General features: G+C 56.7%; 10 protein-coding genes, 1 tRNA gene, 1 pseudogene and 1 riboswitch. Of the genes and pseudogenes, 5 read left to right on the top strand and 7 right to left on the bottom strand.

The genetic code is table 11. The features are described from left to right. Positions 1 to 40: 40 nt before the first annotated feature. Entirely contained in the window at positions 41 to 907 is an 867-nt protein-coding gene (locus tag BN3795_RS00860; protein WP_068782861.1) for an SDR family oxidoreductase, read from the top strand. A gap of 484 nt (positions 908 to 1,391) precedes the next feature. Here BN3795_RS00860 and BN3795_RS26120 read toward each other — a convergent pair. Continuing rightward, a pseudogene (locus tag BN3795_RS26120) lies at positions 1,392 to 1,550 on the bottom strand (putative quinol monooxygenase); the annotation flags it as partial. A gap of 183 nt (positions 1,551 to 1,733) precedes the next feature. Here BN3795_RS26120 and BN3795_RS00850 point away from each other — a divergent pair. Then, entirely contained in the window at positions 1,734 to 2,621 is an 888-nt protein-coding gene (locus BN3795_RS00850; RefSeq protein ID WP_068782859.1) for a TIGR01777 family oxidoreductase, read from the top strand. A gap of 10 nt (positions 2,622 to 2,631) precedes the next feature. Further along, entirely contained in the window at positions 2,632 to 3,399 is a 768-nt protein-coding gene (locus BN3795_RS00845; RefSeq protein WP_232729813.1) for a class I SAM-dependent methyltransferase, read from the top strand. 1,590 nt (positions 3,400 to 4,989) lie between these two features. Here the strand turns inward: BN3795_RS00845 and BN3795_RS00840 are convergent. The 5 genes from BN3795_RS00840 to BN3795_RS00820 form a co-directional block, all read right to left on the bottom strand. Next, entirely contained in the window at positions 4,990 to 7,008 is a 2,019-nt protein-coding gene (locus BN3795_RS00840) for a Na+/H+ antiporter (protein WP_068782857.1), read from the bottom strand. A 165-nt stretch (positions 7,009 to 7,173) separates the two neighbouring features. Next, positions 7,174 to 8,205: a ribonucleotide-diphosphate reductase subunit beta gene (locus BN3795_RS00835; RefSeq protein WP_068782856.1), complete on the bottom strand. Its 1,032-nt coding sequence runs from the start codon at positions 8,203 to 8,205 to the stop codon at positions 7,174 to 7,176. 931 nt (positions 8,206 to 9,136) lie between these two features. Next, the gene (locus tag BN3795_RS00830; protein WP_068782855.1) at positions 9,137 to 11,470 is read right to left on the bottom strand and encodes a ribonucleoside-diphosphate reductase subunit alpha; all 2,334 of its coding nucleotides are present in this window, start codon (positions 11,468 to 11,470) and stop codon (positions 9,137 to 9,139) included. Positions 11,471 to 11,696: 226 nt separating this feature from the next. Then, a complete protein-coding gene (gene nrdG, locus BN3795_RS00825) occupies positions 11,697 to 12,215 on the bottom strand; it encodes an anaerobic ribonucleoside-triphosphate reductase activating protein (RefSeq protein WP_068782854.1) in 519 nt (172 codons plus the stop codon). Next, positions 12,212 to 14,188: an anaerobic ribonucleoside triphosphate reductase gene (locus BN3795_RS00820; protein ID WP_068782853.1), complete on the bottom strand. Its 1,977-nt coding sequence runs from the start codon at positions 14,186 to 14,188 to the stop codon at positions 12,212 to 12,214. The genes nrdG and BN3795_RS00820 overlap by 4 nt, the downstream gene beginning before the upstream one ends. Positions 14,189 to 14,362: 174 nt before the next feature. Then, a riboswitch (cobalamin riboswitch) is annotated at positions 14,363 to 14,614 on the bottom strand. Between the two features lie 532 nt (positions 14,615 to 15,146). Between BN3795_RS00820 and BN3795_RS00815 the strand changes: the two genes are divergently transcribed. Next, entirely contained in the window at positions 15,147 to 15,446 is a 300-nt protein-coding gene (locus BN3795_RS00815; RefSeq protein WP_068782965.1) for an MTH1187 family thiamine-binding protein, read from the top strand. A gap of 80 nt (positions 15,447 to 15,526) precedes the next feature. Then, a tRNA-Thr gene (locus tag BN3795_RS00810) sits at positions 15,527 to 15,599 on the top strand. A 146-nt stretch (positions 15,600 to 15,745) separates the two neighbouring features. Here the strand turns inward: BN3795_RS00810 and BN3795_RS00805 are convergent. After that, the gene (locus BN3795_RS00805) at positions 15,746 to 16,483 is read right to left on the bottom strand and encodes an SDR family oxidoreductase (protein WP_068782852.1); all 738 of its coding nucleotides are present in this window, start codon (positions 16,481 to 16,483) and stop codon (positions 15,746 to 15,748) included. Positions 16,484 to 16,549: the final 66 nt, after the last annotated feature.

Here is a 16,549-nt window from a genome sequence, read left to right as displayed (position 1 = left end):
GTGACTTTATGGCAACTTATTTGATAAGGAGGATTCCAGGATGAAGATTTTAGTGACAGGGGCAACGGGTCAGCTCGGGGCCAAGGTGGTGGACGCGCTGCTCGCAAAGGTGCCGACCGAGCAGTTGGCGGTTAGCGTGCGCGATCCGGAGAAAGCCAGCGCGCTCCGCGCCCGGGGCGTGGACGTGCGGCGGGGGGACTTCGAGGATCCCGCTTCGTTGGATACGGCTTTTGCCGGGGTGGAACGGCTCTTGATCGTATCGACGCAAGGCGATAACGATGCGCGGGTCCGCCAGCATTTGGCGGCCGTTGCGGCAGCGCAGCGGGCAGGGGTTCAACTCATCGCTTATACGAGCGTGGTGAACGCTACGGATAATTCGCTGGAGCTGGCGCCCGTTCATAAAGCGACCGAGGAAGCGATCGCGAAGACGGGAATTCCTTATGTGTTCCTGCGCAACAACTGGTACATCGAGAATGAGACCGGCACGATCCAGGGAATTCTGGCTGGCGCGCCGCTCGTGACGTCCGCCGGAGAGGGCAAGGTCGGCTGGGCCACGCGCGAGGACTATGCGCAAGCCGCAGCGGCAGTGTTGACTGGCAACGGCCATGAGAACAAGGCCTATGAGCTGTCAGGCACGCCGATTACGCATGCCGAGCTGGCCCGGATCATCGGCGAGGCCTTGGGCCGCGAGGTGCTCGTACAGCACGTCGACGATGCTGGATACACTGAAGCGATGCGCGGTGCGGGCGTACCGGAACCGGTGGTGCCGTTCCTCGTGTCCATCCAGCGCTCGATCCGCGAAGGCGCGCTGGACGTTCCGAGCGGCGACCTGGAAGCGCTGCTGGGCCGGCCGGCCACGCCGCTCGTTGACGCAGTCCGCAGCATCGTGAAAGAACTGCAAGCATAAACCGCGAAAAGCCCTGTTCCGATGGTAGGGTGGGAACAGGGCTTTTTGCGGTTCTGGGCTCAGGGCTCAGGGCTGGTCTTTCCCCGCCAGGGCCACAAGCCAACTGCAAAAGTGCAGCTGATTTTCCGCAAATTTCGCTTCCAAAGCGGACGAAGTGCAAAAGTGCATTTGATTCGGGGACGAATCCGAGAGAGTCGGCGATTTGCCGGAAATCGCCTGCACTTTTACATTTGACCGCCCGAATTGGCGCGAAATGGCGGAAACGAGCTGCACTTTTGCATTTCGTGCGAGCCGCTGCCATCGACTCCCTCCGCAAAGCGGAAAGCAGGAAGCAGGAAGGCCGGGAGCGGCCTACTTGATGCCCTTTCCGCCAACCGGGCGGAGCGGAATCGACTCCACGCCGGGCGATCAGCGGCATGGCGCGTTGAATCATCGCCCGCGTGGCTTCATCTTGCAGCGAGGCGGCATGAGCTTCCGCGCTGCTCCATACCTCTGTGACCCACACGGTATCGGGCTCCGTCTCCGAGACGTTGACTACATACAGCTCGCAGTCCGGTACAGCTCCGGCCCCCGCGGCTGCTTCCAGCAAAATGTCAACCAACTGGTCGCGCGCTCCGGGTTTTGTCGTGAATTTGGCGTACATGCCGAATTTGTCCACGTTCATCCTCCTCATTTGTGCATCAGAAGCTTCAACTCAACTTAGGAGCATTATCGCCTAACTTCGTCCTTCACACAACTCCCGATTTTGGAACCCTCGAGTTTGGAAAAAATCACCCTTCCGCCCATGGTATAATGAACAAAATGTCAAAGCGAAGGAGCGGATCACATGTCGAAGGTCGTATTGGCAGGAGGTACGGGGTTTGTCGGACAGGCGTTTGCGCGGCGGTTTAAGGAACAGGGAGCTGAGGTTAAGGTCATTTCCAGACAAGCTCCCCATATCCCTTGGGAGGATCAGAACGCCATCGTGGAGGCGTTGGAAGGGGCGGACCTGCTGATCAATCTGGCAGGCCGATCTGTGAATTGCCGCTACACCCCGGAGAACCGACGACTCATCCTGGATTCCCGGACGGAGACGACGCGCTTGCTTGGGGAAAACCTCCTCGCCTGCCAGCGCCCGCCGGCGTTATGGATCAACTCCAGTACGGCGACGATTTACCGGCATGCGGAGGACCGCCCGATGACGGAGGAGCGCGGGGAGATCGGCACGGGTTTTTCGGTTGACGTTGCCAAAGCGTGGGAGGAAGCGTTCTTTTCTTTTGAACTCCCAGCTACGCGGCAAATTGCACTGCGCATCGCCATCGTGTTGGATCACGGCGGAGTGATGGGCCCCTTGCGCAACCTGGTCCGCTTCGGGCTGGGTGGGGCCCAAGGGTCCGGGCGTCAGCAGTTTAGTTGGATTCACATGGAGGACCTGTTCCGCATCGTCAGGTTTCTGCAGGAACGTCCCGAGCTGGACGGCGTATTTAACGCTTCCGCTCCGAACCCGGTCACGAATCGGGAGCTGATGGCCAGCCTGCGCCGGGCGATGGGCGTTCCGATGGGACTGCCTGCCCCGCGCTGGATGCTGGAGTTCGGCGCTCGCCTCATCCGCACGGAAACCGAGCTGGTGCTGAAGAGTCGCTGGGTTTTGCCGGAAAGGCTGCAGCAGGCGGGCTTCTCCTTCCATTACGATACGCTGGAGAAGGCGTTGCAGGAAATTGTCGCGCGGAACTAGGACGGGGAGAGTGGTTGGATTGGAACGAAGTGAACTGAAGAAGTTGTGGGAAGCGGAGGAAGCCAAGGGTTTTCAAGGCTGGGACTTTTCCGCACTGAACGGACGGCTGGAGGAAGAGGAACTGCCTTGGGATTATAGGGCCATGGTCCAGCAGCACCTGCATCAAGAGACGGTCATGCTCGATATGGGAACCGGCGGAGGCGAGTTTCTGTTGTCCTTGTCCCCTCCGCCGGGCCGCACCTATGCGACGGAAGCTTATCAACCCAACTATGAGCTGTGCCAGGCCAAGCTGCCTGCGTATGGAATTGAAGTCGCTAAGGTGGAGGAGGATGACCGGCTGCCGTATCAAGATGAATTTTTCGATCTGGTCATTAATCGCCATGAATCGTTTTCGGCCAGGGAGGTCTACCGGATTCTAAAACCGGGCGGGGTGTTTATTACCCAACAGGTCGGAGGTCAGAATAACCGGGAGCTGTCGCGGTATTTGCTCGGCGAGGGAGCGATGGAGACGCCGGCTAATTTCGATTTGGCCCACACGGTTCGCGATTTGACCGAAGCGGGGTACACCGTCGAAGTGCAGCAGGAGTTTTTTCCCGAGGTGAGGTTTAGGGAGATCGGCGCGCTCGTTTATTATGCCAAAATCATCGAATGGGAATTTGCCGGTTTCTCCGTGGAACGTTGTTTCGAGAAGTTATGCGAGTTGCAGGACCAATTGGAGCAAACCGGATATGTGTCCAGCCGGGAGCATCGGTTTATGATCCTCGCGCGGCGAGGGTGATCCTGATGAGCCCTGGCGGGAGCGCTCACGTTCCGTTACGCTCGCGGGGGCTCCGCCCCGCGGGGCTGCACCGCCGCGCGGCTCACGTAACGGAACGAGCAGACCTTATTGGGGCGAAAAACGCCGGACTCCCGAACTAACGGAACGGAAAGACGCTATTTAGCAGTTTTGGGCCTGAATCCAGGCCCAGTAGCCCCAATAGCGTCCCCCAGTTCCGTTAGATTGGGAAGGCGTCCGCTATACGCCCCATAAGTGCGCTACGTTCCGTTACGCTCGCGGGGGCCAAGCCCCGCGGGGCTGCACCGCCGCGCGGCTCACGTAACGGAACGAGCAGACCTTATTGGGGCGAAAAACGCCGGACTCCCGAACTAACGGAACGGAAAGACGCTATTTGGCGGTTTTGGGCCTGAATCCAGGCCCAGTCGCCCCAATAGCGTCCCTCAGTTCCGTTAGATTGGGAAGGCGTCCGCTATGCGCCCCAATAAGCGCGCTATGTTCCGTTACGCTCGCGGGAGCCAAGCCCCGCGGGGGGCCGCCGCCGCGCGGCTCACGTAACGGAACGAGCAGACCTTATTGGGGCGGAAAACGCCGGACTCCTGATCTAACGGAACGGAAAGACGCTATTTGGCGGTTTTGGGCCTGATTCCAGGCCAACCTGCCCCAATAGCGTCCCTCAGTTCCGTTAGATTGGGAAGGTGTCCGCTATACGCCCCATAAGTGCGCTACGTTCCGTTACGCTCGCGGGAGCCAAGCCCCGCGGGGGGCCGCCGCCGCGCGGCTCGCGAAACGGAACGAGCAGACCTTATTTGGGCGAAAAACGCCGGACTCCCGATCTAACGGAGCGGAAAGACGCTATTTGGCGGTTTTGGGCCTGATTCCAGGCCCACCCGCCCCAATAGCGTCCCCCAGTTCCGTTAGATTGGGAAGGCGTCCGCTATACGCCCCAATAAGCGCGCTACGTTCCGTTACGCTCGCGGGGGCTCCGCCCAAGCGCGTTGGATGCGCCGCCGCCGCGCGGCTCGCGAAACGGAACGAGCAGACCTTATTGGGGCGGAAAACGCCGGACTCCCGATCTAACGGAACGGAAAGACGCTATTTGGCGGTTTTGGGCCTGAATCCAGGCCCAGTCGCCCCAATAGCGTCCCTCAGTTCCGTTAGATTGGGAAGGCGTCCGCTATACGCCCCAATAAGCGCGCTACGTTCCGTTACGCTCGCGGGGGCTCCGCCCAAGCGCGTTGGATGCGCCACCGCCGCGCGGCTCGCGAAACGGAACGAGCAGACCTTATTTGGGCGAAAAACGCCGGACTCCCGATCTAACGGAACGGAAAGACGCTATTTGGCGGTTTTGGGCCTGAATCCAGGCCCAGTCGCCCCAATAGCGTCCCTCAGTTCCGTTAGATTGGGAAGGCGTCCGCTATACGCCCCCATAAGCGCGCTACGTTCCGTTACGCTCGCGGGGGCCAAGCCCGCGAGGCCCCGCAGTACTCCCCCCGTACCCCGTACCCCGCACTCCCGCTTCGCCCCCGCCCTTACGCCCAAAAGGCGGACCCGCATCCGTTTCGGGAGGCGGGTCCGCCTTTTGCACTTGCTCTACTCCTCGTGCTCGTAGAGGGTGAGGCTTTCGATCTGGTTGATCGTTCGGCGCAGCTCCCGGGCTTGTTCCCGGCTAATGTCGCCGTTTTCGAACATGCGGCTGATCTCTGCGCGTTCGGCGTCCATTACCAGCAGCCGCAGTTCTTCCTTCTGCGCTTCCGTTTTCTCATTGAATGGATCCTCGTTGCCTTTCAATCGAGCGATCACACGCTTGTAATCCAGGATGACAAATTGGACCAGGTTGTCCGATTCGTTCCCTTTCTTCAGCCCTTGCAAGTGTTCAAGTGCAGCTTGCAGCGCTTGAATTTGGATGGTTCTTCCTTCGGCCTTCATGGCATATCCCTTGGATTTGCGTTTGGCGCGCTGGAAATCCCGTACCGCACTGCTGACCAGAAAGAAGAAGCGGGCACGGCCGCTTTGCGACAGCTTCTCTTCCCGATGTTCCAGGGCTTTCTCGAAGGCCTCGAACATGTCTTTGTCCATGCCTCCGTCCGACATCACCTGCTGAATATAGCTGCGCTCCACCTTCAGTGCGGACCGGTGCAGCTCGGTGATTTTTCCCAACATGACCGGTCGGTCCAGACGCCCCGCTCCCCCCTGAGCAAAGGCCGGATGAAGCAGCCGACTATACTCGTCTATGAGCTGATAAGCCGCAGCCTTGTTGTCCTCGTTCATCTCCTCTTTGATCTTGTTCAGCGCCACCCGCCGCACGCGGGTACGGGCTTCATTCATATCGAGGAACTCGTCGGCCTCCACGCCGGGTACGCCCCCCTTGCTAAGCAACGGCAAAAAGATCGTGGCCACAATCAAAGTAAACAAGATGACACCTGCCGCCAAGAACAAAATCAACGACCGTTCCGGAAACGGACCGCCGCTGGCGACCACATAGGGAATCGACAGGACCCCGGCCATCGTAACCGCCCCGCGTACCCCGGTCAGGGTCAGCAGCAGGCTGGATTTTACCGTAGGTTTGTCAACCTCGCCCCCTTTAGCCTTCCGGTATTCATAAATCGCAAATAAATGCGACCAGATGAAACGAATCGCCAAAATCCCGACCCCAACGACGAGCACATAACCGATCGCCAGCACATTGTTGATGTTCGGGTTATCCACGGTAGCCTGCATCGACGACGGGATGTTCAACCCAAGCAGCAGGAAAACGATCCCGTTCAGGATGAACAGCACGGTGGACCAGATATTTTCCGTTAATACCTGTTCTTCCGCCAGCATCGTCTCCGTCCGCTCCCGCAGCAGCGAGTGCACGATACCGCCCACCACAACGGCAATTACACCGGAGGCATGGAGGAAATCCTCCGTAATGATAAAGATCAGGAACGGCGTCAGAATCTGCAGCAGCGAATGCAGCGTAGCATCCTTAATCCCTTGTTTGAGCAAGGAGAAGCGGATCCAGGTCATGATCAAGCTGAGCACGAGCCCCAGTAAGGCCCCGGTTACGAACATGTAAGAGAAATCGAACACGGCTTCCCGCAGCGAAAAATAACCCGTAACAACCGCAGCAACCGCGTAGTTAAAAGCGACCAAGCCCGAGGCATCGTTGATCAACGATTCGCCCCGGACCAGATTAAGCACCTTCTCCGGGAGATGAATCCGCTTGGCAATCCCGTTCACGGCCACCGGATCGGTAGGGGAGAGGATCGCTGCCAACGCAAAAGCCGCAACCAGCGGAATACCGGGGATCACCGCATGAATGAGGTACCCGCCTCCCAGCGTGGTTAAGACCACCAGAATGATCGCGTTCCCGAGAATCGCCCCGCGCATATTCCAGAGTTGATCGCGGGGGAAATACCGGCCGTCGTTGTACAACAGGGGCGCAACGAACAGCAGCAGGAACCACTCGGTCTCCAGTTCCAGCGAAAACCCGTTGAAGGCCAGCGCAATGAGGATCCCGAGAGCGATTTGCGTCAGCGCAGTAGGGATGAGCGGGATATAGTGGCTAATGATATTGGAAGCCACAAGACAAATGAGGAGCAGAATAACGGTAATCAGCAAGTCCATAAATGCAAACGTCCTTCCAATCGTTCAGGCGCTGGGCCAATTTGGTAGATGATCTTAGCATATCCTGTTTTTTTAAACTGAAGTTAAATGGGACGAATTTTTTTGCAAAAAAATGCTCTTCCGCATTGAGAGCGAAAGAGCCTCCTTACTAGAGCAGCGTCGTCCTTACAGGTCGTCGAACCCGTTGTCGTCGCCAACTTTGCCGTAGTTGCGGGATTTCGCCTCGAAAAAGTCCGTTTTCGTCGCATTCAGCGCCTCATCGGAGAACGGCTTGATCCACGGCATGCAGTTGATATCAACGCCTTGGTACGCTTTGTCCAGTCCCATCAGCGTCAATCGTTTATTCGCGATGTACTTGATGTAATCGGACAATTCGTTCAAGTCGATGCCTTTTACATTTTTTAGCGTGTAGTGTGCCCAGTTCGTCTCCAGCTCCACAGCCCGGTCGATCGTGCGGTAGGCATAATCGATGTTTTCCTTCGTGTTCAGCTCCGGGTAATCGATCAGCAACTGCTTGAACACCTCGGCGAAGAAGTAACAATGCTGGTTCTCATCCCGCTGGATGTACGAAATCATTTGGCTGGTGCCCATCATTTTCTGATCGCGCGCCAAGTTATAGAAGAACGCAAACGTGCTGTAGAAGAAAATCCCTTCAAGAATAAGATCAGCGACTAGCGACTCAAAAAACGACTGCGGCGTCGGTTCGTTGCGGAAATTTTGATAGATGTCGGAGATGAACTTGTTGCGGTCCAGCAGCACCGGATCATGTTTCCAATATTCGAAAATCTCTTTCTGCTCCTGTTCGGACACGATCGAAGAGAGTACATAAGAATACGATTGATTGTGGACCACTTCCTGCTGCCCGATGATCGCCGAAATCGCCTCCAGCGAGGAGTCGGTGAAGTAACGCTTCACATCGCCGACGAACATCGTTTGCATCGAGTCGAGCACCGCCAGCAAGGAGATGTTGATCTTGAACGTGCGCTGTTCTTCCGGATCGAGCAGGGCGAATTGCTGCGCATCTTTGGCCATCGGGATCTCGTCGGCGATCCAGTGGTTGAGCAGCAGCACTTTGTACAGCTTATACATATGCGGCATGCGGATGTCGTTCCAGTTCAGGATACCCGAGCATTCGCCGCCGATGATCCGCGTCGATTTATTCGGCGCTTCGGTGTTGAAAATCGTTTGAAGTTGCATGGGATTTTCGCTCCTTAAATATGTGATGGCGTAAGTTAAACGATGGCTGGGAAATGCAGTTTATGGGCTGCCGGGTTGAAATGTTCTTACGATCGCTGTTGCTCACGGATCCCTCTGACCCATTCCCCGCATGTTTATTTACATAGCCGTGAGCGCATCCCCGCAGGGGACAGCGCCTCCGAGCACGCAGTGCATTTAAAAAACAGCGCCTCTGCTGCTCTGTTGTTCTGTAAAGTAAGTGCATCCCCGCAGGGGACAGCGTCTCTTAGCACGCAGTGGCATTTCAACCGCCCCTGCCGCTCAATCGTCTCTTAACTAACTAATCTTTGATCCTGAAGCAAGTGCATCCCCGAAGGGGACAACGCCTCCCAGCACACAGTGGCACTACTAAGCGCCTTTGCTACTCCTTCGTCCTTTAACTAACTAATCTTTGCACCTGAAGCAAGTGCATCCCCGAAGGGGACAACGCCTCCCAGCACACAGTGGCACTACTAAGCGCCTTTGCTACTCCTTCGTCCTTTAACTAACTAATCTTTGCACCAGTAGTCAGTGCATCCCCGAAGGGGACAACGAGAGTTACGCACGCTGCAGCACCATTTACCGCCACAGTCGCAGTCCCCGCCCCGCAGGAGCGCCGCAGTAGAGCGGGCCCGAAGGGCGAGAAGCGCTCCCGGCGCCCACGTCCCCCGGGTGCCTCGAAAGCAGCAGTCATGAGCAGCACGGTTTCCCAGGTGACCCGGGTGCGCCCAAAGTAAGACGTACCCGAAGGGGGAAAAGCGTTCCACGAGCCAACCTAAGCGTATCCCCGCAGGGGAGAGCGTGCAGGAGCGCCTCAGTCACTCCCACGTTCCCCCCGTTTGCGGGAGACCAGAGGGCAGCGGGCCCTCGGGCGCCCTCCCTTACGGTAAGGGAGGGGTGGGGAGGGTTGAGATCACGATGCACACGATTCGCACTCCTCAATCGTCAACGCCCGGCTCCGTACATAATACGTCGACTTCAGCCCGGCTTTCCAGGCGTGCAGGTGCAGCTCCAGGAACTCGGTGGCCTTGATGTCCGGCCGCACGTACAGGTTGAAGCTTTGCCCCTGGTCAACGTGGCGCTGGCGGGCGCCCGCCATGTCGATCGACCAGTGCTGATCGATCAGGAACGCCGTCTTGTAGTACCAGATCGTTTTTTCGGACAGGTCCGGCGCCGGGTTGGCGATCTTGTACGTCGTCTTCTCCTCATAGGAGAGTAGCTCGTACAGCGGATCGATGCTGGCGGTGGAGCCGGCGATGATCGAGGTCGATCCGTTAGGTGCGATCGCGAACATCCAGGCGTTGCGCACGCCGTTCTCGCGGACTTCCTTCTGCAGCTCGCGCCATTGCTCGGTCGTCACATATTTGCCTTCGCGTGTGCCGTCCGTGTAGTTCCGGGCTTCGAAGTAATGCCCCGTCTCCCAGTCGGAGCCGGCGAACTTCGGATATTTGCCTTTTTCCTTGGCCAATTCCATGCTGGATTTGACCAGCAGGTAGTTGATTTTCTCATAGAGCGCATCGTTGTACGCCACGGCTTCCTTGGACTCCCAGCGGATGCCTTCGAGCGCGAGCAGGTGATGCAGACCAAACGTGCCGAGCCCGATCGCCCGATATTGGCTGTTCGTGTATTGCGCCTGCAGCACTTCGATATTGTTGATGTCGATGACGTTGTCCAGCATCCGCGTCTGGATCGGCACCAGCCGTTCCAGCACGCCGGCCGGCACCGCGCGCGCCAGGTGGATCGAGTTCAGGTTGCAGACGACGAAGTCGCCCGGGATTTTGGATACGACGATCCGGGTTTGCCCGTCCTTCGTCACCAGTTCCTCTTGCTCGACGACGGTCGGCGATTGGTTCTGCATAATTTCCGTACACAGGTTGGACGAATACACCATCCCATGCGCGCGGTTCGGATTGGCGCGGTTCACCGTGTCGCGGTAGAACATGTACGGCGTACCGGTCTCCAGCTGCGATTTTAGAATGCGCTTCATGATATCGATCGCCGGCATCGTGATGCGCGAGAGGGTAGGGTGGGCGACGGCCTCGGCGTATTTTTCGCGGAAGCTGCCTTTCCCGAACTCCTCATCGTAGAAGTCCTCCAGACCCAGCGGACGTCCATTTTCATCCTTCCAGCCCATCGTTTTCTTCACTTCATGCGGGCAGAACAGATTCCATTCGCCGCGGGCTTCCACCGCCTCCATGAACAGGTCGGGCAGGCAGACGCCGTGGAAAACGTCATGCGCGCGCATCCGCTCATCCCCGTTGTTCAGCTTCAGGTCAAGGAAGGCGAGAATATCTTTATGAAAAACGTCCAGATAAACCGCGATCGCGCCTTTCCGCGTTCCGAGCTGGTCGACGCTGACGGCGGTGTTGTTCAGCTGGCGAATCCAAGGGATAACGCCGGAGCTGGTGTTCTTGTGGCCGCGGATATCGGAGCCGCGGGCGCGGACCTTGCCTAGGTAGACGCCGATGCCGCCGCCCATTTTGCTCAAACGGGCTACGTCCGTATTGGAGTCGAAGATGCCCTCAAGGGAGTCGTCGACGGTATCGATGAAGCAACTGGACAGCTGGCCGGCGACCTTTTTACCGGCATTGGACATCGTTGGGGTTGCGGCGGTCATATAAATGTTGCTCATCGCCCAATATGCTTCCTTCACCAGTTCCAGACGTTTCTCTTCCGGCTCTTTGTGCATCAGATACATGGCGATGACCATGTAGCGCTCCTGCGGCAGCTCCATCGTCCGTCCGTCGAAGTCGGTGGCGAGGTAACGTTCGGTGAGCGTCAGCAGGCCGATATAGTCGAACAGCAAATCGCAGGACGGGTCGATCGTGCGGCCCAGCTCTTCGATTTGTTCCTTCGTATAGCACTCGAGTAGTTCCTCGCGGTAGATGCCCAGCTTGCACAGCTCGGCGATCAAATGGTAGAACGAGCCGTACGGCTCCTCGGGATAAGCTTTGTAACGGCGGTTGACCGCCGCTTTTTTATATAGGGAAGTCAGCAGGGAGCGGGCGGCCGCGAATTTCCAATCCGGTTCGTCTTTGGTGACGAGCTCCAGGGCGGACATCGTAAACGCGTTGCTGATCTCTTCCCCGGTCACTTCATCCCGGCGGAGCTTCGCATTCACGCCGCGCAGCAGGCGTTCCTTATCGAGGTTATGTAAGCCTTGCAGAACACGGTCGGCATAGACGCCAAGGCGCTCGCCGTCAAACGCTAGCTGTCGGTTGTTGGGTTTCGTCACTAGAGTGGGCATGAGATGAATCCTCGCTTTCGTGAAATAAGTAGAATGATTGCTGCAAATGCTGGCGTTACCGCAAATCTTGAATGTTTAAATTGCAGATAACAGGTGAAAAAAGGGGGCGCCCATCTGCTTGCGCTCCGTGATGAAGTTTGTCGGGCTGTGACGAAGGTCACAGGCTTTTAATTATACCAGAAACTCCTGTCGTTCGTGTTCAAAAAATCAGCTTTTATCTCTATAGTTAGAAAGAGAATATGGACTCCCATAAGACGGCTTGTCCCTGCCGGAGGCTTTGCTGAATGTCGATCAGCCGCTGGTTGGAGCTCCCGCGATAGAGCAGGGAAGGGTCGCGAAGCTCTTCGACGAACCTTCCGTCAACCAGCACCTCGCAGCGCCGCAGCAGCTCATATTCGGGCGAGCCGGGATGTTCTATTAATTCTTCGTAGGTATAGCCGCTGTAAATCCAGATCGATACCGGCCCCGTTTCGGCAACCAGCCGGTCGATAAACCCGCTGACCTCGGCGGCGGAGAAGAAAGGGTCCCCGCCAAGGATCGATAGGCCGCTCAGCAGGGGATTATTTTTAATGTCATGAATGATTTCGGTTTCGCGCTCCAAGGTGAACGGTTCGCCGTAATCGAAGTTCCAGGTCTTCGGGCTGAAGCAGCCCTTGCAATAATGACGGCAGCCGCTGATGAAAATCGCCGCCCTCAAGCCTTCGCCTTCATTAATGGATTCCGGGTAATAGCCGCAAAGCTTCATACGTCGTGTTTGACCCGGTCGCGGACTTCCGCTTGCTTGGCGGCGTTAAACCGCGTTTGGAAGTCGCCGGTCAAGTACCCGGTCACCCGGCGCAGCCGGCGGATGTGCACGTCGTTCTCATGGCTGCCGCAGGAAGGGCAGGTTGCGCCGATGATCCCTTCGAAACCGCAGGCCGAGCAACGGTCGATTGGATGGTTGATGCTGAAATAGCTGACCTGCTGCTGCAGGGCGTACTGCACGATTTTCAGGAACGCCGCCGGGTTGCTGCGGGCATTGCCGTTCAGCTCGATGTAAGAGATCGCTCCCGCGTTGCACAGCCCGTGGAACTTGGCTTCCAGCTCGATTTTACGCGCGGCGCTGATGTTATAGTAGACCGGAATATGGAACGAATTCGTGTAATATTCGCGATCCACAACGCCGGGAACCGGACCGTAAACCGCGCGGTCGCGCTTGGTGAACTTGCCGGACAGCCCCTCCGCCGGAGTGGCGAACAAGGTGATGTTCAGGTTATGGATATCGCTTTGACGGTCGCAATAATCGCGCATGTAAGCGATCAGATCGTACGCCTTGCGGTACACGGCTTCGTCTTCGCCATGGTGCTTCCCGTACATCGCCTTCATGCATTCGGCCAGCCCGATGAACCCGATGGACAAGCTGCCGTGCTTCAGCAGGTCGCCGACCGTGTCTTCCGGCGCCAGCTTCTCGCCGCCTTCCCAGACGCCTTCGCGCATCATGAAGTCGGAAGCCTTCGCTTTCTGCGAGGCCTGGATGTTGAAGCGGTGCAGCAGTCCTTCCAGGGCGATGTCCATATAATGCGTCAACTCGCGGTAGAAACCGCGTTCGTCGGCTTCCTTCCGTTGCCCCAGTACAATGCCATGCTCCAAACCCAACTTGACGAGATTCAGCGTATTAAAGGAAAGATTGCCTTTGCCGGACAGATGATTCCGTCCGAACCGGTCGGCCAGCACGCGGGTGCGGCAGCCCATGGTGGCGAATTCCGTATCCGGATTCGACGGATCGTAATACATCAGATTGAGCGGGGCGTCCAGGTTGGCAAAGTTCGGATACAGCCGTTTGGCCGAGCATTCCGCCGCCTTCAGGAACAGGGAGTAGTTCGGCTCTCCCGGGTTCTGGTTAATGCCTTGCTTGCATTTGAAGATCTGGATCGGAAAAATCGGTGTTTCCCCGCTGCCCAGCCCGCGCATCGTTGCGGTAAGCAGGGAGCTGATGACCAGTTGCCCTTCCGGTGAGGTGCACGTGCCGTAGTTGATGCTGGTGAACGGGATTTGCCCGCCGGCCCGGCTCGACATCGTGTTCAGATTATGGATCAGGCTCTCCGCGGCCTGCAGGGTTTCGCTTTCGGTTTCCTTCAGCGCATATTTAAAAGTTCTCGGATATTGCTCACGCAGATCGCTGCGGCTCATCGTGATGTCGCCCAGCTCGGCGCTTGCGATGCCTTCCTCGAAGTAATCCAGCCCTTTGCGGAAATACTTTGCGAACGATTTGGCAACGTACGGGGCGAGATCGAAGTCCAATTTGTTTGCGGATACGCCGCCGTATTGGGAGTTTTGCTGGGACTGGAAAATAATCGCCACCAGCGCCATCGCCGTCATGATCGAGGTAGGCGGGCGTACGCTGCCGTTTCCAGTATTGAAGCCTTCGCGAAGCAGCTTATCGAAAGGGATAAAGATGCAATTGGTTGTACCGATGGCGTATTGGTCCAGGTCGTGAACGTAGACGATATTGTCCTGGATCGCTTGCACCAAACGGGCTGGCATCACGAAATGGTTTGCGTACCATTTGGCATACTCGCTTCCGAATTTACTCATCTTGCCGGAGAAGCTCTCTCCGTTCAAATTGGCGTTCTCGCGCAGCACCTCGAGATTGCGGCTGTGCACGATTTCCTCACCTAATTGAATGACTTCATCCAGCAAGGTGTCCCGGTCGGTATACGTTTGGTTTAGCAATGCCATAACAAAGTTCTCCTCCCCATAAACTGAGCTTTTATTTCATATAAAAAGCATGTCCAACCCGACGAGGGTGGACATGCCCGAATGCGCTGCATACGTCGATAGATGGGCAGAACAACAACAGCCCTAGGGTTCAGCGGCAAGCGGACACCATCCCTGTTCCTCGCAGGTTTTCCGTCGGTGTCTTCCAAACGGGCAGGTCTCCTGGCTTTCGGGGCGTTGCTGACGCCTTCCCGCAGCTGATGAATCAAGCCGCAGTGGCATAGAAGTCAGTCGAACGGCTGGGCCTAAAAGACGACACGATGGAACTCTTCGCCTCTAGCGCCTAGCTACCGATTACAGTGGCGGGACCGCAGCGGACTTGCACCGCACTTCCCTTTTAAGGTCCGGCGGCTTGTCCGCCGGATCACCCGTTCACACTATATTTTGTTGCGATGATCTAAGAATAGCCCAAGATGTTGTGTTTGTAAACGGTGGATTTGTGTTGAAAAAGGACTGAAAACCACATGAAAATCTCCGGTCCGCGTAGTGATGCGGAGAGCGGGGGACGGAGGCCAATTGTGAACATTTTTAAATGGGGCTGAGGAACTAGGAAGATCGATATGGAGGTTGCGTCTGGACAAACGGCATGGTTTAACGGAACCTCAAGCCGCTATTTGTTCGTATTGGGGCTGTCTTGATTTCTAACGGAACCAGGGGACCTTATTCCGGGGAAAAGCAGCCGGATCTCCGCCAAAAGGGGCCAATAGGGTCTCTGAGTTCCGTTACAGTGGGAAATCGCCGGGAAACGAGTGAATAAGGGCGCTGTGTTCCGTTAGAAGCCAGGCCTCTGCAACAAACTCCATGACGCGGTTGGTGGTTGATCTTCAAGAGCAAGGACGGGTAGAATACGTATAGGAGGAAAACCAAGTCTATGGGGTTTATCCTAATCCAAATCCATATCAGGAAAGAAGGGACCAATATGGCTATCGCCGAAGTGACCGTCATTCCGATCGGAACGGGAAGCACCAGCCTGAGCGCTTATGTCGCCGAATTGCATCGGGTGCTGGAGAAGCAGCCGGGCATCACCTTTACCCTCACCTCGATGAGCACGATTCTCGAAGGGCCGCTGGACGACGTGTTCGCCGCCATTCGCGCCATCCACGAAGCGCCGTTCCAATCGGGCACCGGCCGCGTATCGACGTCGATCAAGATCGATGACCGCCGGGACAAAGCGAGCTCCTCCGAGCAGAAGCTGCGCTCCGTTCGCGAGAAATTATGATCCTCCGATTTCCCCGACATTTACGCTTGCATTATTTTGAAATCGGGGTATAATAAATTTTGTTCGCTAAAAACGAACCTGCTGGTGTAGCTCAGCTGGTAGAGCAACGCATTCGTAATGCGTAGGTCGGGGGTTCGAATCCCTTCACCAGCATCTTAATAAGGCAAGCGTAACGTGGTCTCCGAGGATTTCGGGGGCCGCGTTTTTTTGTTTAGAAGCAGGGAACCTCCCCAGCGTCGGAGGTGCAGAACGCCTGAATCCCCCTCCGGCTGCCGGAGGGGGATTTGCTTTTTCCTGGATTAATTAAATCCACCATTGACGCGGAGGGTCTGTCCCGTAATCCAACGGGCTTTGTCGCTAACAAGGAGCTCGATCGCGTTCGCGATATCTTCCGGTTCACCCAAGCGTCCGAAGGCATTCATACGGCGATAAGAGTCAATCAAATCCTCCGATTTCCCGTTTAGGAACAGCTCGGTAGCCACTTGCCCGGGCGCGATGCAGTTAATGATGATATCCCGTGGACCGAATTCTTTGGCCAATTGGCGCGTGAGCTGCTCTACCGCACCCTTGGTTGCGGCGTAAACGCTGTACGTTGGCAGCATGGCGCCCGAGACGGAAGTAGATAGATTGACGATGGTTCCTCCGGCAGCCATATACTTCATCGCTTGTTGACAAGCAAAATAGGTCCCCTTGACATTAATGGCAAAATGTCGATCGAACAACTCCTCCGTTACGTCTTGAATCGCGGTATATTCCAGGATACCGGCATTGTTGACCAGAATGTCCACACGCCCGAAGAGTTCAAGGGTCTCGGCAAATAAAGCTTCGACTTCGCTGACCTTGCTGACATCCGCGCGGATGGACGCGGCCGTGCCGCCGGCTTGTTCGATTGTCTTGACCACTTCATCGGCTTTCTCCCGATTCGAGGTGTAATTAACGACTACTTTGGCTCCGCTCTGCGCCAATTGAACGGCGATTTGTCGGCCGATCCCCCGCGATGCTCCGGTAACAATAGCAACCTTTTCAACTAAATTCATATTTGTTCGCTCCTTAGGTCCGAGATTTGGCTGATCTTGAGGATCTTGCTCAGCCTTGCTTCTTCA

It is taken from the genome of Paenibacillus phocaeensis (assembly GCF_900021165.1).
Lineage (GTDB): Bacteria > Bacillota > Bacilli > Paenibacillales > Paenibacillaceae > Fontibacillus > Fontibacillus phocaensis.
Note: the sequence above shows the minus strand (reverse complement) of the source record. Positions and strands in the feature narration are given on the sequence as shown.